Annotated in this window: 20 protein-coding genes and 1 riboswitch; of the genes, 5 read left to right on the plus strand and 15 right to left on the minus strand. The window is 67.7% G+C overall.

The window, feature by feature from the left end; all coding sequences use genetic code 11:
- Positions 1 to 95 precede the first annotated feature (95 nt).
- From BGO20_RS00435 to BGO20_RS00450, 4 genes are all read right to left on the minus strand, one after another.
- Complete coding sequence (locus BGO20_RS00435; RefSeq protein ID WP_291661699.1) at positions 96 to 1,118, minus strand: LLM class flavin-dependent oxidoreductase; 1,023 nt, start codon at positions 1,116 to 1,118, stop codon at positions 96 to 98.
- Positions 1,119 to 1,307: 189 nt separating this feature from the next.
- A complete protein-coding gene (locus tag BGO20_RS00440; protein WP_291661698.1) occupies positions 1,308 to 1,757 on the minus strand; it encodes a GNAT family N-acetyltransferase in 450 nt (149 codons plus the stop codon).
- A 150-nt stretch (positions 1,758 to 1,907) separates the two neighbouring features.
- Positions 1,908 to 2,393, minus strand: a complete 486-nt coding sequence (locus BGO20_RS00445) for a peroxiredoxin (protein ID WP_291661697.1) — start codon at positions 2,391 to 2,393, stop codon at positions 1,908 to 1,910.
- 51 nt (positions 2,394 to 2,444) lie between these two features.
- Positions 2,445 to 3,308 carry a protein-disulfide reductase DsbD domain-containing protein gene (locus BGO20_RS00450; protein ID WP_291661696.1) on the minus strand — a complete coding sequence of 288 codons (864 nt, stop codon included), beginning with the start codon at positions 3,306 to 3,308 and terminating at the stop codon, positions 2,445 to 2,447.
- A gap of 188 nt (positions 3,309 to 3,496) precedes the next feature.
- Between BGO20_RS00450 and BGO20_RS00455 the strand changes: the two genes are divergently transcribed.
- Entirely contained in the window at positions 3,497 to 4,108 is a 612-nt protein-coding gene (locus BGO20_RS00455; protein WP_291661695.1) for a YqgE/AlgH family protein, read from the plus strand.
- 24 nt (positions 4,109 to 4,132) lie between these two features.
- On the opposite strand, the gene BGO20_RS00460 is transcribed toward BGO20_RS00455, so the two are convergent.
- The 11 genes from BGO20_RS00460 to coxB form a co-directional block, all read right to left on the minus strand.
- Positions 4,133 to 7,033: an EAL domain-containing protein gene (locus tag BGO20_RS00460; RefSeq protein ID WP_440144147.1), complete on the minus strand. Its 2,901-nt coding sequence runs from the start codon at positions 7,031 to 7,033 to the stop codon at positions 4,133 to 4,135.
- 116 nt (positions 7,034 to 7,149) lie between these two features.
- Entirely contained in the window at positions 7,150 to 7,749 is a 600-nt protein-coding gene (locus BGO20_RS00465) for a GNAT family N-acetyltransferase (RefSeq protein WP_291661694.1), read from the minus strand.
- A 6-nt stretch (positions 7,750 to 7,755) separates the two neighbouring features.
- Positions 7,756 to 9,087, minus strand: a complete 1,332-nt coding sequence (locus BGO20_RS00470) for a M16 family metallopeptidase (RefSeq protein WP_291661692.1) — start codon at positions 9,085 to 9,087, stop codon at positions 7,756 to 7,758.
- Positions 9,084 to 10,499: a threonine synthase gene (thrC, locus tag BGO20_RS00475; protein WP_291661690.1), complete on the minus strand. Its 1,416-nt coding sequence runs from the start codon at positions 10,497 to 10,499 to the stop codon at positions 9,084 to 9,086. The genes BGO20_RS00470 and thrC overlap by 4 nt, the downstream gene beginning before the upstream one ends.
- 100 nt (positions 10,500 to 10,599) lie before the next feature.
- Positions 10,600 to 11,361, minus strand: a complete 762-nt coding sequence (locus BGO20_RS00480) for an SURF1 family protein (protein ID WP_291661688.1) — start codon at positions 11,359 to 11,361, stop codon at positions 10,600 to 10,602.
- Positions 11,358 to 11,732, minus strand: a complete 375-nt coding sequence (locus BGO20_RS00485) for a DUF983 domain-containing protein (protein ID WP_291661687.1) — start codon at positions 11,730 to 11,732, stop codon at positions 11,358 to 11,360. The genes BGO20_RS00480 and BGO20_RS00485 overlap by 4 nt, the downstream gene beginning before the upstream one ends.
- 76 nt (positions 11,733 to 11,808) lie before the next feature.
- On the minus strand, positions 11,809 to 12,672 hold the full coding sequence (locus tag BGO20_RS00490; RefSeq protein WP_291661686.1) for a cytochrome c oxidase subunit 3: 864 nt from the start codon (positions 12,670 to 12,672) through the stop codon (positions 11,809 to 11,811).
- Positions 12,673 to 12,725: 53 nt separating this feature from the next.
- Entirely contained in the window at positions 12,726 to 13,337 is a 612-nt protein-coding gene (locus BGO20_RS00495; protein WP_291661684.1) for a cytochrome c oxidase assembly protein, read from the minus strand.
- Between the two features lie 169 nt (positions 13,338 to 13,506).
- On the minus strand, positions 13,507 to 14,454 hold the full coding sequence (locus BGO20_RS00500) for a heme o synthase (protein WP_291661683.1): 948 nt from the start codon (positions 14,452 to 14,454) through the stop codon (positions 13,507 to 13,509).
- A gap of 151 nt (positions 14,455 to 14,605) precedes the next feature.
- The gene (ctaD, locus tag BGO20_RS00505) at positions 14,606 to 16,237 is read right to left on the minus strand and encodes a cytochrome c oxidase subunit I (RefSeq protein WP_291661682.1); all 1,632 of its coding nucleotides are present in this window, start codon (positions 16,235 to 16,237) and stop codon (positions 14,606 to 14,608) included.
- A 92-nt stretch (positions 16,238 to 16,329) separates the two neighbouring features.
- Positions 16,330 to 17,208 (minus strand): cytochrome c oxidase subunit II, encoded by an 879-nt coding sequence (gene coxB, locus BGO20_RS00510; RefSeq protein WP_440141486.1) that lies wholly within the window; start codon positions 17,206 to 17,208, stop codon positions 16,330 to 16,332.
- A gap of 351 nt (positions 17,209 to 17,559) precedes the next feature.
- On the opposite strand from coxB, the gene BGO20_RS00515 reads away from it, so the two are divergent.
- From BGO20_RS00515 to gcvH, 4 genes are all read left to right on the plus strand, one after another.
- Complete coding sequence (locus BGO20_RS00515; RefSeq protein ID WP_291661680.1) at positions 17,560 to 18,069, plus strand: invasion associated locus B family protein; 510 nt, start codon at positions 17,560 to 17,562, stop codon at positions 18,067 to 18,069.
- Positions 18,066 to 18,671, plus strand: a complete 606-nt coding sequence (locus BGO20_RS00520; RefSeq protein ID WP_291661678.1) for a hypothetical protein — start codon at positions 18,066 to 18,068, stop codon at positions 18,669 to 18,671. The genes BGO20_RS00515 and BGO20_RS00520 overlap by 4 nt, the downstream gene beginning before the upstream one ends.
- Positions 18,672 to 18,799: 128 nt before the next feature.
- Positions 18,800 to 18,897: riboswitch (glycine riboswitch) on the plus strand.
- Between the two features lie 156 nt (positions 18,898 to 19,053).
- Positions 19,054 to 20,217: a glycine cleavage system aminomethyltransferase GcvT gene (gene gcvT, locus BGO20_RS00525; protein ID WP_291661676.1), complete on the plus strand. Its 1,164-nt coding sequence runs from the start codon at positions 19,054 to 19,056 to the stop codon at positions 20,215 to 20,217.
- 35 nt (positions 20,218 to 20,252) lie between these two features.
- Positions 20,253 to 20,627 (plus strand): glycine cleavage system protein GcvH, encoded by a 375-nt coding sequence (gene gcvH / locus BGO20_RS00530; RefSeq protein WP_291661675.1) that lies wholly within the window; start codon positions 20,253 to 20,255, stop codon positions 20,625 to 20,627.
- Positions 20,628 to 20,842: the final 215 nt, after the last annotated feature.

The raw sequence follows: 20,842 nt of genomic DNA on the forward strand, positions 1-20,842 counted from the left end.
CTCGCGCCTCGCGGCGCTCCGCTGCCCCTCATGACAGCCGAACGCGCCCCGGCGCGGGCGGGCGAAGGCGCTCGAGCGGGCTACGGTGCCTCGCCTCAGCGCCAGCCCAGCCCTGGCGCGACATGCGTCAGGATCGCCTCGATCACATGGGCGTTGTAGGCGACGCCGAGCTGGTTCGGCACCGTCAGCAGCAGCGTGTCTGCCTCGGCGATCGCCTCGTCCTGGCGCAGCTCCTCGATGAGCCGGTCCGGCTCGGCCGCATAGCTGCGTCCGAAGATCGCGCGGGTGCTCTCGTCGATGAAGCCGATGGAGTCGTCGCTCTGGTTTCCCCGGCCGAAATAGGCGCGGTCGCGATCGTCGACCAGCGCGAAGATGCTGCGGCTCACCGAGACGCGCGGCTCGCGGGCGTGGCCGGCCTCCTTCCAGGCCTCGCGATAGGCGCGGATCTGCTTGGCCTGCTGGATGTGGAAGGGTTCGCCGGTCTCGTCGTCCTTCAGGGTCGAGCTCTGCAGGTTCATGCCGAGCTTGGCCGCCCAGATGGCGGTGGCGTTCGAGCCGGCGCCCCACCAGATGCGTTCGCGCAGCCCCTCGGAATGCGGCTCGAGCCTGAGCAGGCCGGGCGGGTTCGGAAACATCGGGCGCGGATTGGGCTCGGCGAAACCCTCGCCGCGCAGCACGTCGAGAAAGACCTCGGCATGGCGGCGCCCCATATCGGCGTCGCTCTGGCCTTCCGCCGGCTGGTAGCCGAAATAGCGGAAGCCGTCGATCACCTGCTCGGGCGAGCCGCGGCTGATGCCGAGCTGCAGCCGGCCGCCGGAGATGAGGTCGGCGGCGCCGGCATCCTCGGCCATGTAGAGCGGGTTCTCGTAGCGCATGTCGATCACGGCCGTGCCGAGCTCGATGCGGCTGGTTTTGGCGCCGGCGGCGGCCAGCAGCGGGAAGGGCGAGGCGAGCTGGCGGGCGAAGTGGTGCACCCGGAAATAGGCGCCGTCGGCACCGAGCTCCTCGGCGGCGACCGCGAGCTCGATCGACTGCAGCAGCGTGTCGCCGGCCGAGCGCGTGCCGGATTGCGGGGAGGGCGTCCAGTGCCCGAACGAGAGGAAGCCGATCTTCTTCATGGCGCGCCTGTGGCTGGTCGCGGTCCGGCCGCGTTCGTGAGGAGGCTTCCGGCGGCCGCCCGTGGAGGGGCCTTGGAAAATCGTCCTCCCTCATATAGGTGCCCGGCGCACCCGTGGGATTGCGCCGATGCAAACGCCAGCCTGCGAGCCTGCAGCCCGGTCGGGCGCCGGCGCGCCGAGCGCGCCGCGTCAGCCGAGCGGTTGCCGGTAGACGATGAAGCCCGACTTGTCGGCGACCTTGTCGTAGAGCGCCTGTCCCTGCAGGTTGGTCTCGTGCGTCTGCCAATAGACGCGGAAGCAGTTCTTTTCGCGCGCCATCCGGTTCACCGCCTCGATCAGCTTGCGCCCGATGCCGGTGCCGCGCGCTTCCGGCACGGTGAACAGGTCCTGCAGGTAGCAGATGTTCCGCTCGCTCCAGGTCGTCCGGTGGATCACCCAGTTGGTCAAGCCCAGCGCCTTGTCGCCCTGGAAGGCGATGAAGCCGCCCATCGGCTCCTGCCCGCTCGTCAGCCGCCCGAAGGTGACGTCGTCGAGCTCCGCCGGGAGCGTCGCCTTGTAGAAGGTCAGGTAGCCGTGCCAAAGCGGCGTCCAGGCGGCGCGGTCTGCTGCGGTCAGCGGGCGGATGGTGATCTCGGGCATCGGCTGGTTCCTCCGGCCGCAGAAGCTAGCGGCCGGGAACCGCCTTGTCTCATGACAAGCCGCGATGGAAAGGATCACCTGCCATGCGTGAGCCGGCAACGAAAAGCCCGCGCGGACCGCGCGCGGGCTTCGGGTCGGCTGGATTCGGGCTCAGAGCTGGCCGAGCATCGCCTCGGCGCCGGAGGCCTCGGCCTTGCCGGCGGCTTCCTCGACATTGAGCGCCTTCACCACGCCGTCCTCGACCAGCATCGAGTAGCGCTGCGAGCGGGTGCCGAGGCCGAAGCCCGAGCCGTCCATCGACAGGCCGATCGCCTTGGCGAAATCGGCGTTGCCGTCAGCGAGGAACTCGATCACGCCGGCGCCGCCGGTGGCCTTCGACCAGGCATCCATCACGAAGACGTCGTTGGTCGATGTCACCATGATCGCATCGACGCCCTTGGCCTTGATCTCGGCGGCCTTGCCGACATAGCCGGGCAGATGGTTGCGATGGCAGGTCGGGGTGAAGGCGCCGGGCACGGCGAAAAGCACGACCTTCTTGCCCTTGAACAGCTCGTCGGTCGTCTTGGCGGCCGGGCCGTCGGCGGTCATGACCCGGAACGTCGCCTGCGGAAGCTTGTCACCCACCTTGATGGTCATGAGCCTGTTCTCCATGAAGCCTGCGGCACACGGGCCGCCCGGCCAGAGGACTTACGGCTTGCCGGCGGGGATGTCGAGTTCGAGCCGGGTCTCGACGGGCTTGGGCGTGCCGCGCACCGTGAAGATCAGCGGGACCGGCCCCGAGGTGCCCTTCGGACGCTCGTTGATACGGATCTGCGCCGTGACCAGGCCGTCGGGCTGCGTCGTCAGATGCGGTCTCCCGAAGGACCACATGCCCGGCCCCTCGACGAAGATATCCTCGATCTTGCCGTCCGGCGGCGCCTGCAGCGTCAGCTTGAGGCCGGGATCGACGACGCCGTCGTCCAGCCGGGCGTCGAGGACGGACAGCTTCGCCGCGTGGGGCCCCGGCTTCACCGGCAGCGGAATGCGCGCCTCGTAGCTCTCGAGCCTCGCCGAGGTCACCGTGGTCACGCCCGGCTCCAGCCACAGGCTGGCCTCGCCCTTGACGGGAATGCAGATCTTCTCGCAGACCGCATAGTCGAGCTTCAGCGTCACCATGACCGGCCGCGTCGGATCGACCGGCTGCACGGAGACCGGGATCACCACCTCGCCGACATAGCCGATCGAGTAGCCGGCCGAATCCTGGAAGCGCTCCGGCACCGGCCAGCGCACATCGAGCCCGCCGATATTCGTCGAGCCGGTCCAGTCGAAGGCGGGAGGCACGCCGAACTGTCCGGGGCTGCGCCAGTAGGTCTTGTAGCCCGGCGACATCGCGATCTCGACGCCGACGCGTTGCTTGCCGGTCGGCGTGGTCGGCCCCGCGATCAGCCTGAGCCGCGCATGTTCCGCGACCGACCATGGCGACATCGCGGCCTCGTTCGCGGCTTCCTGGGCATGGGCGAGGCTGCCGAAGGCGAGAGGGCTTATGGCCAGCAGGGACAGAATTCGTTTCACCGCCCTGCCTTATCCATTGCCATGTCGAAAAGCGAACAAAACCTCCGCCCCTCACGCGAATGCGACGGAGCACGAGCCCGCTCCGCCTTCGTCCGGGATATTGCCCAGGAATGAGGCACAATCGCGGAGCCGGCTTTTTGTGCGGGTCCCGGTTTCCCGTCCGGCGCAAAGTGATCTAGCATGCGGGCATGAAGATCGGCTCAGAATCGAAGCTCGGCAGCCGCAGCTATCTCGACGGGCAATGCCTGATCGCGATGCCCGGCATGGCCGATACGCGCTTCAGCCGCAGCGTCGTCTATGTCTGCGCTCATTCCGAAGACGGGGCGATGGGCATCATCGTCAACAAGCCGGCGGCCGACACCAAGTTTCCGGATCTGCTGGTGCAGCTCGACGTGATCCCGTCCGAGGAGCTGATCCGCCTGCCGAGCCGCGCCGAGAAGATGCAGGTTCTGCGCGGAGGCCCCGTCGAGACCAAGCGCGGCTTCGTGCTGCATACCGCCGATTTCTTCCTGGAATCGGCGACGCTGCCGATCGACGACGGCATCTGCCTGACGGCGACGCTCGACATTCTGCGTGCCATCGCCGGCGGCACCGGGCCGGAAAACGCGGTGCTCGCCCTGGGCTATGCCGGCTGGGCGGCAGGACAGCTCGAGGCCGAGATCCAGTCGAATGGCTGGCTGCATTGCGAGGCCGATCCGGCGCTGCTGTTCGACGAGAGCGTCGAAACGAAATACCAGCGTGCGCTGAACAAGATCGGGATCGATCCGGCCTTCCTGTCGCGGGATGCCGGGCACGCCTGAGATCTTCTCTCCGAGGGAAGAATGCTAGGCTGCTTCGGTCGCCGCGGCGGTCGCGCCCATCAGGCGGCGGGCCTCCGCCGCCGTCATCGGCTGGCCGAAGATGTAGCCCTGCGCATATTGGCAGCCGAGCTGATAGAGATCGATCGCATCGGACTCGCTCTCGGCGCCCTCTGCGACGACATCCATGTTCAGGTCGGATGCAAGCTGCACGATCGAGCGCAGGATCACCGGCGGACGGCCATTGCCCATCTGGCGCACGAAGCTCTGGTCGATCTTGATGGTGTCGAAGGGGAAGCGCTGCAGATAGGACAGCGAGGAATAGCCCGTCCCGAAATCGTCGAGCGAGAGGCCGGCGCCGAGGTCGCGGATGCGCTGCAGCATCTGCGCCGCATATTCCGGGTTTTCCATGACGAGGCTCTCGGTGATCTCGAGCTTGAGCGTGCCCGGCAGCACGCGCCGGCGCCCGAGCACGGTCTTGACGTCGTGCAGCAGGTCGTGGCGCAGGAGCTGGCGGCTCGAGACGTTGACGCTGGCGAAGATCGGCGGCTCGACCTCGAGAGCCGCCTGCCAAGCTTCGAGCTCGCGCGCGGTCTTGTCCATCACGTAGATGCCGAGGTCGACGATCAATCCGGTCTCCTCGGCGATGGCGAGGAAATCCTGCGGCATCAGCCGGCCCTCGCGCGGATGATCCCAGCGCACCAGCGCCTCGAAACCGGCGATGGTACGGTCCTCGAGCCGGACGATCGGCTGGTACATCACCTGGATTTCATTGCGCTCGATCGCCTTGCGCAGGTCGCTCTCCAGCGCCAGCCGGTCGTTGCGGTCGGTGCGCATCGCCGGGACGAAGACCTCGATGCGGTTGCCGCCCTGCCGCTTGGCGTGGGCCATGGCGAGCTCGGCATTCTTCAGCGCGTCGTCCTTGCGGGCGACGGGCGATGGATCGAACAGCGCGAGCCCGATCGAGGGCGTCAGCACGATCTCGCGCTCGGCGAAGGTGACCGGCGTCGAGACGGCCCTGCGCACCAGCTCCGCCAGCGCCAGGATGCGCTCGGGGTCGCGCTCCGAGACCAGGATCATCGCGAAGGTGTCGCCGCCGATTCGGGCCAGCGTATCCTGCGCCCGCAGCAGCCGGCCGAGCCGGCGCGCCAGCGTCAGCAGGATCGAATCCCCGGCCGAGAAGCCGACCGATTCATTGACCTGCTTGAAGCGGTCGACATCGATCACGAGCACGGTCGGGCGGATGTTGTCGTCGGCGCGGGTGAAACCGAAGATCGCGCCGAGCCGGTCCTGGAACAGCTTGCGATTGGGCAGGCCGGTCAGGTTGTCGTGCACGGCATCGTGCAGCATGCGTTCCTGGGCGGTACGCTGGTCGGTGACGTCGGCGAGCGTGCCGATGACGCGGATGACCTCGCCATCGGAGCCGATGACCGGCCGGGCCTTGATGTTGAGCCAGTGATAGGCGCCATTGGCGGCGCGCAGGCGCACATCGAGGTTGAGCTTGCCGCGCCGTTGTTCGAGCATCGCATCGAGCGTGACGCGGTAGCGGTCCCGGTCCGCGACGTGCATATGCTCCAGCCAGCGCGCGGCCGAGCCCTCCAACGCCCCCTTCGGCAGGCCGAGCAGGGCCTCGATCTGCGGCGAGACGAAGATCTTGTCGGCGCTCACGTCCCAGTCGAACACGAGGTCGCCCGAGCCGGAGAGGGCGAGCGCGCGCCGTTCTGTATCGGAGACGAGCCCTTGCGAGATCGCGCCGCCGGCGAAGGCATGCTGGATCACGGTGAAGCCGATCAGCAGCACGATCAGCACGAGTCCGCCCAGCAGGGCGGGCGCGACCAGATCCCGCTGGAACTGACCCGTCACGGTGAAGCCGGCGGCCGTGACCCAGACGGCGAGCAGGAACCAGGTCGGGATCAGCATCACCGCCCGCTCATAGCCATGCGTCGCCAGATGCACGACGAGCACGAAGCCGACGGCCGCCACGGCCGCGATCGAGATGCGCGCGATGCCGGCCGCCATCGGTGCGTCGAAGACGGCGAGGCCGACCAGCCCGGCGAGGCCGAGGATCCAGACCGCGGTGACGTGGCCATAGCGCACATGCCAGCGCTGCAGGTTGAGATAGGCGAAGAGGAAGACCAGCAGCGTCGCCGCCAGCACCACTTCCGCGCCGGCCCGGTAGATCCGCTCGATCGCCGGCGTGAGCGGGAACAGCCGCTGGAAGAAGCCGAAATCGAGGCCGGCATAGGCCAGAACCGCCCAGGCTAGCGCCGCCGCGGCGGGGAAGATCACCGCGCCCTTGACCACGAAGATGATGGTGAGGAACAGCGCCAGCAGGCCGGCGATTCCGATGATGATGCCCTTGTAGAGCGTCAGCCCGTTGGTCTTCTGCCGGTAGGCTTCGGTCTCGTAGAGATAGAGCTGCGGCAGGTTGGGCGATTTCAGCTCGGCCACGAAGGTGACCGTCGTGCCGGGGTCGAGCGTGATCAGGAAGACGTCGGCGTCGGGGCTGGCCTCGCGGTCTGGCGAGAGGCCCTGGCTCGCGGTCACCGCCTCGATGCGCTTGTCGCCGAGATCGGGCCAGATCACGCCCGAGCCGATCAGCCGGTGGAAGGGCGCGACCAGCAACCTGTCGATCTGCTCGTCGGAATCATTCGTCAGCGCGAAGACGATCCAGTCCGGCCGTGCGCCGGCCTCGCGCGCCTTGACCGCAATGCGCCGCACGATGCCGTCCTGGCCCGGCGCGGTTGAAATCTGGATGACGTCGCCGTCGGACTTGTTGCGCTCGACGATATTGGTCAGGTCGATCACGGGTGCGTCGATCGGAACCCGGACTGCATCGACGGCATGGGCCGGCTCGATACCCGCGAAGCCGAACCATAGGACCAGGCCGACGACGGCGAGGCCGATTCGGAGAATTCGCTCGGAAATGGACAAGCTGCGCTCGGCTATCAGGCGGGATAAGGTCGTTCGACAGTGACGTGGAAGTCCTATCGGCCGCTCGTGGCGAGGGCAAGGCAAAGCAGGGCTGCCGTCCACCGTGACGGTCACGTCGTTGGGCCCGGCAGGCGATCGGTCGAGAGGGCGGCGTAGAGCAGGTGATCGGCCCAGACGCCGTTGATCTTGAGATAGGCCCGCGCCAGACCCTCGTGAACGAAGCCGACGCGTTCCAGCAAGCGGCGCGAGGGCTCGTTGTTGGGCAGGCAGGCGGCCTCGACGCGGTGCAGCGCCAGTTCCGAGAAGGCGAAGCGCAGTGCCCCGCGCACGGCCTCGGTCATGTGCCCCTTGCGGGCATGGCGCTGGCCCATCCAGTACCCGAGCGTGCAGGCTTGCGCGACGCCGCGCCGGATCAGCCCCAGCGTGAGCCCGCCGAGCAGGGCTTCCGTCTGGCTGTCGAAGACGAACAGCGAATAGGCCTCGTCGGTGGAGATTTCCCGAGCAGCGCGCTTGGTCCGCAGCCGGAAGGCGTTGCGCGTCAGGTCGTCCTCGCTCCAGCTCGGCTCCCACGGTGTCAGGAAGGCGCGGCTCTCCATGCGCAGCACCGCCCAGGCCGAATAGTCATCGACGGAGGGAGCGCGCAGGTAGAGGTTCGGGGTCCGGATCAACGGGCGGCTCTGCGGCTCGCTGGGGAAGCGGAAGAGCGCCATCGCCGGTCAATCCGCTGCCCGGGCCGCCTGGCGCAGCCGCTTGGCCGGCGGCAGGCCCTGGATGGGGCCGATCGCCGCGATTGTCGGCTGATGGCCCAGCAACGATCGTCCCGCCGCGCGCACGTCCTCGAGCGTCACGGCGTCCAGCCGCGCGGCCAGCTCCTCGCGCGGGATCGCCCGGCCGAAGAGCAGGACCTGCCGGGCCATCTGCTCGAGCTTGCCGCCGGGGCTTTCCAGCGAGGCGAGCAGCCCGACCTTCATCTGCGCCCGGGCGCGGGCAACCTCGACCTCGGTCACGTCTTCGGCTGCCTGGCGCAGGCAGCCGAGCGCGACCTCGATCAGCTCGTTGGCATCTTCGGGCGCGGTGCCGGCGCCGATGCCGAAGACGCCGCAATCCGAGAAGGGCCAGTGGAAGGCGTCGATCGCATAGGCGAGGCCGCGCTGCTCGCGCACCTCCTGGAACAGCCGCGAAGACAGCCCGCCGCCGAGCACGGAGGCGAAGATCTGCAGCGGATAGTGCGCGCCCTTGTCGAAGGGCAGGCCGGGCAGGCCGAGAACCAGATGCACCTGCTCCTCGTCGCTGCCGATCCGGGCTTCGCCGCCGCGGTATTCGCCGGGGTCCCGGACGAGCGGCGCCGCCGGCCGTGCCGGCAGCCCGGAGAGATGCTGTTCGGCCAATGCGACCAGCTGTGCGTGATCGACGGCGCCAGAGGCAGCCAGGACCATGTTGCCGGCGTGGTAGTTGCGCGCGAGATAGGCGCGGATCGCCTCCGGGGTGAAACCCTTCACCGTCTTCGCCGTGCCGAGGATCGGCCGGCCGATCGGCTGGTCGGGGAAGGCGGCCTGCAGGAAACGGTCGTAGACGAGATCGTCCGGCGTGTCCTGGACCGCCGAGATCTCCTGCAGGATCACGCCCTTCTCGCGCTTCAGCTCCTCGTCGGTCAGCGCCGGGGAGGTGACGATATCGGCGAGGATGTCGACCGCGAGGTCGAGATCGGCACCGAGCACCCGGGCGGTGTAGCAGGTATATTCGACGGACGTCGCGGCATTGAGATCGCCGCCGACGCTCTCGATCTCTTCCGCGATCTGCAGCGCGCTGCGCCTTGCCGTGCCCTTGAAGGCCATGTGCTCCAGCAGGTGCGCGAGCCCGTGCTCGTGGGGCAGCTCGTCGCGCGCCCCGGCGCCGATCCAGATGCCGAGCGAGACCGTCGCGGCATGATCCATCCGCTGGGACACGACGCGCAGGCCCGAAGGCAGCGTGGTCAGGCCGACATCGGGATCATGGGCGCCGCGGCTCGCGTCGGGCGTGGCGGCTTCGGCGGTCCTGGCGACGCTCACGCCGCCGCTCCCCGCACCGCCCGGGCATGCCCGCGCACAAATTGCTCGATGGCGGCGAGGTCGTTCGGCAGCGCGGTGACCCGCTCCTTGCGCTCCATCAGATCGGCGAGATGGGCGGGCAGCGCCGGCTCGACGCCGCAGGCTGCCTTCACGGCCGCCGGGAACTTCGCCGGATGCGCCGTGCCGAGCACGATCATCGGCGTCGCCGGATCGCGGGCCAGCATCTGCCGGGCCGCTCCGATGCCGATGGCGGTGTGCGGATCGGCGAGGTAGCCGCTCTCGGTCCAGGTCTCGCGCATCTCGGCCGCGATCTCGGGCTCGCTGAGGGCGGCTGCGTCGAATTCGCTACGGATGCGGGCGAGGGCATCGGGGCCGATCTCGAAGCGGCCCGACTGCTGCAGCGACTGCATCAGCCGGCGGACGGCGGCGCCGTCGCGTCCATGCGCCTCGAACAGCAGGCGTTCGAAGTTCGAGGAGATCTGGATGTCCATCGAGGGCGACGTCGTCGCCTGCACGCCGCGCATTTCGTAGACGCCGCTCTGCAGCGTGCGGGTCAGGATGTCGTTGCTGTTGGTCGCAATGGCCAGCCGCTCGACCGGCAGGCCCATCCGTTTGGCCACCCAGCCGGCGAGGATATCGCCGAAATTGCCGGTCGGCACTGCGAAGGAAACCTTGCGGCCCGGCCCGCCGAGCGAAACCGCCGCGGTGAAGTAGTAGACCACCTGCGCCGCGATGCGGGCCCAGTTGATCGAGTTGACGCCGGAAAGTCCGATCTCGTCGCGGAAGGCGTGATGGTTGAACATCGCCTTCACCAGGTTCTGGCAGTCGTCGAAAGTGCCCTCGACCGCGATGGCGTGGACGTTGTCGGCATCGACCGTGGTCATCTGCCGGCGCTGCACCTCGGAGACCCGGCCCTGCGGATAGAGAATGAAGACGTCGACGCTCTTCAGGCCCTTGAAGGCGTCGATGGCCGCCCCGCCAGTGTCGCCGGAGGTGGCGCCGACGATGGTGGCGCGCTGGCCGCGCTGGCCGAGCACGTGGTCCATAAGCCGGCCGAGCAACTGCATCGCCACGTCCTTGAAGGCGAGCGTCGGGCCGTGGAACAGCTCCAGCACGAAGAGGTTGTCGCCGATCTGCGTGAGCGGGCAGACCGCAGGATGGCGGAACGTCGCGTAGGCGGCGTCGATCATCCGGCCGAGCGCCTGCGTTTCGACGTCGCCGTCGCTGAGCGCGCCGAGGATGCGCTGGGCGACCGCCGTATAGGGCTTGCCGGAAAAACCGGCGATCTCGGCAGTGTCGAGCGCGGGCCAGCTCTGCGGCAGGTAGAGGCCGCCATCGCGGGCGAGCCCGGCCAGCAATGCATCGGAAAAGCTGAGCGCCGGGGCTTCGCCCCGGGTGGAGACATGCAGCACGGTCTTTTCGCCTCGGTGGTCTTGCGCCTGGGGAAACCGGCTCTCGGCATCCCGCTTGATGCTATAGGCCCGTCCGCGGATTTCGGCAAAAGCGGAATGGTCAGGCTGCGGGCGTGGGCCTGCGCGACTGCCGCACGAAGGCGACGAACACGCCGATCAGCGTCAACGCCAGGCCGAACCAGGTCAGGGCGTATTGCAGGTGATTGTCGGGGATGCGCGCGATCAGCTCGCGCACGTCCACGCCCGCGGGCGGCGTCAGCCCGTCGCCTTCGCGCTCGGCCTCCAGATAGAAGGGGGCCGGCGGCAACCCGAGCGACGCCGCGATGGCGGCGGGATCGCGCGTGTAGAATTCGTGGATCGCCGGCAGATCCTCGGGCGTGAAGGCGTTGCGGCCCTCGGGAGCCCGCAGGAAGCCGGCCACGCTGTCCGGGCCGGAGGCAGGGCGGATCTGGCCGAGCTTGCTTTCGGGAACGAAGCCGCGATTGACCAGGATGACGCCGCCATCCTCCAGCCGGAAGCCCTGGAAGATCCAGCGCCCGAAGCCGGAAAGCTGGCGCGTTCCCGGAGGCCCCGCCGCAATCGTGGTGCGCACGCCGGCGACGTGGTCGTCGATGTAGCTGCCCTTGGCGACGACGTGGGTCAGGTCGAGGGCGCCCGCATCGAGCTTCGGCCAGTCCGCGCTCGCGGGCATCGGCGCGGGAGCGGCGGCGGCCTGCGCTTCCAGCCGGGTGATATAGGCGTGCTTCTCCTGCATCCGCTCGAGCTGCCAGACGCCGAGGCCGCAGAGCACGACCGTCCCCACAAGCGTCAGGAGCGCCGGCACGAGCAGGGCGGGTTGTCTCGCGGAGGATGGCGCGGTCACGTCTCTCGCCTGCCTTCCTCGGCCTTGTTGGCGTATTGCAGCGCGACCGCGAGGCCCTTCATGGGCCGCAGCAGCGCCAGGCATAGGATGACGGCGAGCGGCAGCCAGATGACGAGGTGGAGCCAGATCGGCGGCTCGTAGGCGATCTCGACGTAAAGGGCCGCGCCGAGCACGACGAAGCCGGCGATCAGCATGATGAAGACCGCAGGGCCATCGGCCGAATCGGCGAATTTGTAGTCGAGCCCGCAGGCGCTGCAGCGCGGCTTCAGTTTCAGGAAGCCGTCGAACAGCGCGCCTTCGCCGCAGCGCGGGCAGCGTCCGGCGAGCCCCGTCTTGTAGGGCGAGGGAAGGACGGGGTGCGGGTCAGCCATATGAGCCTCCTCAACGGAAAAGGCGGCCTCGCGGCCGCCTTTCGTCAGCGCGACCGTGGGCGCGCGAGGCCGCCGGTCAGTGACCGGCTGCGGTATGGGCGCCGGCGCCCCAGACATAGATTGCGGCGAACAGGAACAGCCAGACCACGTCGACGAAATGCCAGTACCAGGCCGCGAACTCGAAGCCGAGATGCTGTTTCGGCGTGAAGTGCCCGAGATAGGCGCGGTAGAGGCAGACCGCCAGGAAGATCGTCCCGATGATCACATGCGCGCCGTGGAAGCCGGTCGCCATGAAGAAGGTCGCGCCGTAGATGTTGCCGCTGAAGGCGAAGGCGGCGTGTGAATACTCATAGGCCTGGCAGAGCGTGAACAGCAGGCCGAGGATCACGGTGAGCCACAGGCCCTGCTTCAGCCCGGTGCGGTCGTTGTTGATCAGCGCATAGTGCGCCCAGGTCACGGTGGTGCCGGAGGTCAGCAGGATCAGCGTGTTGAGCAGCGGCAGGTGCCAGGGATCGAAGGTCTCGATGCCCTTCGGCGGCCAGTGCCCGCCGGTGAACTCGTACCGCAGATAGTTGATCTTCTCGTATGAGAACAGGCTGGCGTCGAAATAGGCCCAGAACCAGGCGACGAAGAACATCACCTCGGAGGCGATGAACATGATCATGCCGTAGCGGTGATGGAGCTGCACGACGCGGGTGTGATGGCCCTCGCGCTCCGCCTCGCGGATGACGTCCATCCACCAGGACAGCATCGTGTAGAGCACGCCCAGCAGACCGACCCCGAACACCAGGGGGCCGATATGCATGCCGCCGATCGGCAGCGCCTTCATCCACATCACCGCGCCGATCGCCATGATCGTCGCGCTGGTCGCGCCGACCAGCGGCCACGGGCTCGGGTCGACGAGGTGGTAGTCGTGGTGCTTCGTATGGGCCCCGGCCATCGTATTCGGTCTCCGCGTACGTCTTCTTGTCGGCGCTTCGTATGAAAGCGCTTTTACAGTTTCGGATTCTTCGCGTCACCCTTGGTGGTGCCGGCCCGGTCCTCGGCGACCGGCTGCCCCGCCTTGGAAGCGAAGTAGGTGTAGGACAGCGTGATCGCCTTGATGCTGTCGAGCTCGCGATTATCGGCGATCTCGGGGTCGATGTAGAACACCACCGGCGCCTCGAAGCTCTCGCCCGGTTTCAAAGTGTGCTCGGTGAAGCAGAAGCACTGGATCTTGACGAAATAGGCGGCGCTCTGCTCCGGCGTGATGTTGTAGGTGGCGATGCCCGTCACCGTCCGGTCGGAGTGATTCGTCACCTTGTAGAACACGGTCTGCGTGACGCCGACCTGGGCATCGACCTGCGGACTCTCGGGCTCGAACTTCCAGCCCAGCCCGGGCGCGACATTGGCGTCGAAGCGGATCGAGATGAAGCGGTCGAGCACCTTCCCGGTTGCCGCGGTGCCGACCCGCGGCGTGCCGGCGAAGCCGGTGACCTTGCAGAACATGTTGTAGAGCGGAACCGCCGCGAAGGAGAGGCCGAGCATGCCGAAGGCCACGCCGACGCAGATCAGCGCGGTGCGGGCCGGCTTCGTCGCGGTGCGGGTTTCGGAGAGCTTCGTCATCACAGCGGCCGGTTCATGATGGCCGGGCCGGTCTTAACCAGCGTGACCACGAAGAAGAAGATCACCAGCCCTCCCAGCACGAGAGCAAGCGCCACGGAACGGCGGCGGCGGCGCGCCATATCCTCCGGCGAGAACGGAGCGGGGCCCTGGGGTCTGTTGCCGTGCTCGCTCATCCGATCACCACCGGCAGGGCCCACATCAGGCCGAGGCCGTTCTCGACGAGCAGCACCGCGAAGAGCAGGAACAGGTAGAGGATCGAAAAGCCGAACAGCGAATACGCCGCCTTGACGGCCGGTTGGCCCTCGCTGCGCCGCCAGACCCGGAGCGAGAGCCCGATCATGGCAAGCCCGGTGGTGACCGAGACGGCGAGATAGAGCGCGCCGCCGAAGCCCATCAGGGCCGGCAGCACGGCGACCGGCGCCATGATCAGCGAATAGAGCACGATCTGGCGGCGGGTGGCCGCGGGGCCTGCGACGTTTGGCATCATCGGAATGCCGGCGCGGGCGTAGTCGCCCGACTTGACCAGCGCCAGGGCCCAGAAATGTGGCGGCGTCCAGAGGAAGATGATGGCGAACAGCACCAGCGAATGCCAGCCGAAATGGCCGGTGACGACCGCCTCGCCGATCATCGGCGGAAAGGCGCCCGCGGCGCCGCCGATGACGATGTTCTGCGGCGTCCAGCGCTTCAGCCACATCGAGTAGACGACCGCGTAGAAGAAGATGGTGAAGGCGAGCATAGCCGCCGCCAGCGCGTTGGCGACGAGGCCGAGCACCAGCACCGAGCCGACCGAGAGCGTCAGGCCGAAGGCGAGCGCTTCGGAAGGCAGGATCCGGCCCGAGGGGATCGGGCGCTTGGCCGTACGGCTCATCAGCGCGTCGATATCGGCGTCGTACCACATGTTCAGGCAGCCCGAGGCGCCGGCCCCGACGGCGATCGCGAGCAGCGCGGCGGCGGCCAGCACCGGGTGCACCGTGCCGGGAGCCGTGGCCATGCCGGTCAGCGCGGTCACCACGACGAGCGACATCACCCGCGGCTTCAGCAGCGCGAAGAAGTCGCGCGCCTCGCCCGTGGAGGCGGTCATGGCGGCTTCGGAACGGGTTTCGAACGCAGCGGACATCAGTCGGGTGTCTTCGTACTCTTTGGAACGGCGCCGCCTGCGGCGCAGGGTCTCAAATGCGGGCTTTGCAGCCGCCCGTCGCCGGAACGCTTCAATCGAAGCGCTCGGGAGAAGGGCGGCGGCGGGCCGGGACGGCCCGCCGCCTGTCGTCTCAGTGATCCGAGCCGGTGATGCGCGGCAGAGTCTCGAACTGGTGGAAGGGCGGCGGCGAGGAGAGCGTCCACTCCAGCGTCGTTGCGCCTTCGCCCCACGGATTGTTGCCGGCGAGTTCCTTGCGGCTGAAGGCGACGACGATGCCGTAGAGCCAGACGAGGAGGCCCGCCGCGAAGATGTAGGACCCGATCGACGACCAGAAGTGCCAGCCCGCGAAGGCGTCCGGATAGTCCACATAGTGACGCGGCATGCCGGCCAGCCCGAGGAAGTGCTGCGGGAAGAACAGCAGGTTCGCACCGATGAACGCGATCCAGAAGTGCAAGCGGCCGATCCAGTCCGGCATGATGTAGCCGGTCATCTTCGGGAACCAGTAGTAGAAGCCGGCGAAGATGCCGAACACGGCGCCCAGCGACAGCACGTAGTGGAAATGCGCCACGACGTAATAGGTCGCGTGCAGCGAGCGGTCGACGCCGGCATTGGCCAGCACGACGCCGGTGACACCGCCGACGGTGAACAGGAAGATGAAGCCGATCGCCCAGACCATCGGCGCGGTGAAGCGGATCGAGCCGCCCCACATCGTCGCGATCCAGGAGAAGATCTTGATGCCGGTCGGCACCGCGATGACCATCGTCGCGAACACGAAGTAGCGCTGCGTGTTGAGCGAGAGGCCGGCGGTGTACATGTGGTGCGCCCACACGATGAAGCCGACGACGCCGATGGCGACCATGGCGTAGGCCATGCCGAGATAGCCGAAGATCGGCTTCTTCGAGAAGGTCGAGATGATGTGGCTGATGATGCCGAAGGCCGGCAGGATCATGATGTAGACTTCGGGGTGGCCGAAGAACCAGAACAGGTGCTGGTAGAGGATCGGGTCCCCGCCGCCCGACGGATCATAGAAGGTGGTGCCGAAGTTGCGGTCCGTCAGCAGCATGGTGATGGCGCCCGCCAGCACCGGCAGAGCCAGCAGCAGCAGGAAGGCGGTGACCAGCACGCCCCAGGCGAACAGCGGCATCTTGTGCATGGTCATGCCCGGCGCGCGCATGTTCAGGATCGTGGTGATGAAATTGATCGCGCCCAGGATCGAGGCGGCGCCGGCCAGGTGCAGCGACAGGATGCCGAAATCCACCGACGGTCCGGGATGGCCGGCGGTCGAGAAGGGCGGGTAGATCGTCCAGCCGGTGCCGACGCCGTTGACGCCCGGCGCGCCGGGAACGAACAGCGAGATGATCAGCAGCACGAAGCCGGCGACCGTCAGCCAGAACGAGATGTTGTTCATGCGCGGGAAGGCCATGTCCGGCGCGCCGATCATCAGCGGCACGAACCAGTTGCCGAAGCCGCCGATCACCGCCGGCATGACCATGAAGAAGATCATGATCAGCCCGTGGCCGGTCACGAACACGTTGTAGGTCTGGCCGTTCGAGAAGATCTGCACGCCCGGATACATCAGCTCGATGCGCATCATGATCGACAGGAAGCCGCCGACCAGGCCCGCGATGATCGAGAAGATCAGGTAGAGCGTCCCGATGTCCTTGTGGTTGGTGGACAAAAGCCAGCGCCGCCATCCGGTGGGATGGTCGTGGTGGGCCTCCTCGTGTCCGTGGCCGTGAGCGTGCTGAGCCGCTGTTGCCATCGTCTTGGTCTCCTCGTGCGAAGTCTGTTCGCGACAGTCAGTCAGTTCAGGTCCGGCGCCCATCCGCTGCGGCGGCGCCGGCAAAGTTCAGGTCAGCGTGTCGCGGCGGCGAGCTTGTTGCCCGCATCCTCGGCGCTGGCGAATTTCTGCTTCGCCTCGTTCAGCCAGGCGGCATAGCGCTCCGGGCTGACGACGCGGATGGCGATCGGCATGAAGGCGTGGTCCTGGCCGCAGATGAAGGAGCACTGGCCGTAATAGATGCCCTCGCGCTCGGCCTGGAACCAGGTCTCGTTCAGCCGACCCGGAATGGCGTCGATCTTGATGCCGAAGGACGGCACCGTGAACTTGTGGATGACGTCCGAGCTCGTCACCTGCACGCGCACGATCTTGCCGACCGGCACGACGGCCTCGTTGTCGACGGCCAGCAGGCGCGGGGCCTCGGCGGCGGCGATCTTGTGGGAGGCGATCGCCTCGGCGCGCTGCTGCTCGTTCAGCATGATCGAGTCGAAGCCGAAGCCTCCGGCTTCCTGGGGATAGCTGTAGGACCAGCGCCACTGATTGCCGGTGACCTTCAGCGTCAGGTCGGACTTCGGCACTTCGAGCTGCAGCTTGAGCAGGCGGAAGGAGGGGATCGCGATCACGACGAGGATCAGGACCGGGACGACGGTCCAGCACACTTCGAGCAGCGCATTGTGGGTCGTCTTGGACGGGACCGGGTTGGCCTTCTCGTTGAAGCGGAAGATCACGTAGATCAGCAGCGCCAGCACGAAGAGCGTGACGGCGAAGATGATGATGTTCAGCCAGTCATGGAACCAGTGGATATAGTCCGAGACCGGCGTCGCCGCGCCCTGCAGGTTCATCTGCCAGGGGGTGGGCATGCCGGTGCCGGCGAGGGCCGGGACGGTCGCCAGCGCGACGGCAGCGATGGCTGCGGCGGTGGCGGTTGCAAGGGTCCTGCTCAGAAATCGCATCGGTCCGACATAGCTCCTCAATCGACCTGCATGGGAGCCGGAGCTCGGGTCCACGCACGAAGGGGCGACCGCGAGGCCGCCCTGTTCTTCGGGATTGCGATAAATCAAAGATCACGCTTGCGCCAGAGGGGCAATGCCGAGAGCGTTCGGCCGCGTGCGGCATAATCACGCGAAGCCGGGTTTGAAGTGCGGCACGAAGGCGCGGCCCGCCTTGACAGGGCGGAGCCTGCATGGTCGGAACGCATTTCGTGTTGATGGCGGCGGGATTCCGTGGTGCGGCCGGGCTTTCGCCCGAATTCTGCGCTCCTGCTGGGGTTCGTGACGCAAGACTCGGTTTGGAGGATGGCAGGGATGAAGAGGATCCTGGGGGCGTTCGGCGCGCTGGCGCTGGCGCTCATGGCGGCGGGGCTCGCTGCCGGCTCCGCTTTCGCGCAGGGGACCGTGCGTTCCACACATGGCGACTGGCAGATGCGCTGCGAGGTGCCGCCGGGCGCCAAGACCGAACAGTGCGCGCTGGTCCAGAACGTGGCCGCCGAGGATCGCCCGAATCTCACGCTGCTCGTCATCGTGCTGAAGACCGCCGACCAGAAGAGCCGGCTGCTGCGCGTCGTCGCGCCGCTGGGCGTGCTGCTGCCGTCCGGCCTCGGGCTCAAGATCGACGACAAGGATATCGGCCGGGCGGGCTTTGTCCGCTGCCTGACCACGGGCTGCGTCGCCGAGGTCGTCATGGACGACACGCTCCTGAACCAGCTCAAGAGCGGCAAGAGCGCGACATTCATCGTATTCCAGACGCCGGAAGAGGGGGTGGGCGTGCCCGTCTCGCTCAACGGCTTCGGCCCGGGCGTGGAGGCGTTGCCGTGATCGACCAGACTGTGAACGCGAGCCGCTGGCTCGCCCTGCCGCTGCTTTGCCTTGGCCTTGCCGGCTGCGGAACCCCGTCCTCGTCCTCGCCGGGCAGCAAGGCGCTCAACGTGCTGATGTTCCAGTCGACGACGCCGCCGGTGCCGGACCAGCTGCCGAAGGACGAAGACGAGGTGACGGAGGTTTGCCCCGAAGTCACAGTCGCCGATGGCGGCGCGGCGATCCGCGCGCAGGCGGGCGAGGATTCGAGCGGCCTGCGCTATCAGATCTCGATCGCCAACGTCGCGCGCGAATGCACCTCGCTCGGCAAGGGGCAGGGCTTCCGCCTCAAGGTCGGCGTCGAGGGGCGCGTGCTGCTCGGCCCGGCCGGCAGCCCCGGCAGCTATGGCGCCACGCTGACCACGGTCGTGACGCGCGGCAACAGCGTCGTGGCGCGCCGCGCCGGACGCGTCGGCGCGACGATTCCCGGCGGGCAGAGCGGTGCCGATTTCGCCTATGTCGAGGACGGTATCACCGTGCCGGCGGGCCAGGGCGACGTCGAGATCTTCGTCAGCCTGGGCCATGGCGCGGCCGCGGCTCCGGCGCGTCATCGCCGGCGCTAGCGCATCGGAATCCGCCCGGGCGGCTTCGGCCTGATCGCCGAAGCTGCATCCGCAGGCAGCTTTGCCTTGAATGAAGGCGTCGTCCCGATTGACTGGGCCGGCGCCTTCTGTATCTGTGCCCGAAGCCGCATATCCCCGCGGGAGAGACCGGGCCTGATCCGTCAGGGCCGGCGCCGAAGGCGCAACCGCCCCGGAAACGCTCAGGCAAAAGGACCGCTTGGGGATTTGGCGCTCTGGAAAGCGGCGGGAGCGATCCTGCCCACCGACGGGTGTAACTCGTCCGGCTTCGCGGTCGGCGGGGAAATCTCTCAGGTCCCGAGACAGAGGGGGCGCGCTCCGGACATCCGTCCGGCGCTCGCGCTCGATTCTGGAAGGGGCCGCCATGGCTGCCGAAGCCGCAGAAGCCACCCACGAGACCACCGGCGCCGCCGCGCCGCTGAAGACCCCGCTGCATGCGCGCCATGTCGCGCTCGGCGCCCGCATGGTGCCCTTCGCCGGCTACGACATGCCGGTTCAATATCCGTCGGGCATCCTCACCGAGCATAACTGGACACGCGAGAAGGCCGGTCTCTTCGACGTCTCGCACATGGGCCAGTGCTTCCTGATCGGCCCCGATCATGAGACCACGGCCAGGGCGCTCGAAGCGCTGATCCCCGCCGATATCGTCAATCTCGCCCCCGGCAAGCAGCGCTATTCGCAGCTCCTCAACGAGGAGGGCGGCATCCTCGACGACCTGATGATCACCCGCTCGATCGATCCCGACGAGGACGGCGCCCTCTATCTCGTCGTCAACGCCGCCTGCAAGGATGCCGACTACGCCCATATCGAGGCGCGCCTGCCGGCCAATGTGAAGCTGGTCAAGGCCGGGCATCGCGGCCTGATCGCGCTGCAGGGGCCGGGCGCCGAGGCGGCACTCGCGAAAATCGCCCCCGAAGCCGCCGAGATGGGCTTCATGAGCTCGCGCACCATGAAGGTCGCGGGCATCAAGGCGAATGTCAGCCGCTCCGGCTATACCGGGGAGGACGGCTACGAGATTTCCGCCGCCGCCAACAAGATCGGCGAGATCTGGGACACGCTGCTGCTCGACGGCACCGTCAAGCCGATCGGGTTGGGCGCCCGCGATTCGCTGCGCCTCGAAGCCGGCCTGTGCCTCTACGGCCATGACATCGACACCACGACCTCGCCGATCGAGGCCGCGCTCAACTGGTCGATCCAGAAGCGCCGCCGCGAGGAGGGCGGTTTCCCCGGCGCCGCGCGCATTCAGCGCGAGCTTGCCGAGGGCGTCTCGCGCATTCGCGTCGGCCTGAAGCCGGAAGGCCGTGCTCCGGCCCGCGAAGGCACCGAGATCGCGACGCCCGAGGGTGAGGTGATCGGCGTCGTGACCTCGGGCGGCTTCGGCCCGACGCTCAACGGCCCCTGCGCCATGGGCTATGTCGCCAAGGCCCATTCCGCGCCAGGCACGCAGCTCAACCTGATCGTGCGCGGCAAGCCGCTGCCGGCCGTCGTGGCGACGATGCCCTTCGTGCCGAACGGCTACAAGCGCTGATCCCTTTTCCGGACATCTGAAGCCAGGAGGAAACCATGGCCGAGACCCGCTACACTAAGGACCACGAATATATCCGCATCGAGGGTGACACCGGCACCGTCGGCATTTCCGATTACGCGCAGGGCCAGCTCGGCGACGTCGTCTTCGTCGAGCTGCCCGAGATCGGCAAGGCTTTGGCCAAGGGCGGCGAGGCCGCTGTGGTCGAGAGCGTCAAGGCTGCGTCCGAGGTCTATGCCCCGGTTTCCGGCGAGGTCGTCGAGGTCAATGGCGAGCTCGAGGCCGCGCCCGGCACCGTCAACGAGGACCCGGCCGGCAAGGGCTGGTTCCTCAAGATCAGGATCAAGGACGCCGGCGAGCTCGACGCCCTGATGAACGAGGCCGAGTACCAGAACTACGTCAAGACGCTCTGACGAGGCGTCATCCCGCACGCGCTGCGGCACTTGGTGCCGCTGCGCAGATGCGGGACCGTCTTCCGAAAGAAGCGCCTGCTCGTCGCACGATCCCGTGTCTGCGCAACGGCATTTCATGCCGCAGCGCGCACGGGATGACACTCCGAAACGGAATCACCCCATGCGCTATCTCCCGCTCACCGATACCGACCGCGAGGACATGCTCGCGCGGATCG

This window comes from Allobosea sp. 67-29 (genome assembly GCF_001898115.1).
Classification (GTDB): domain Bacteria; phylum Pseudomonadota; class Alphaproteobacteria; order Rhizobiales; family Beijerinckiaceae; genus Allobosea.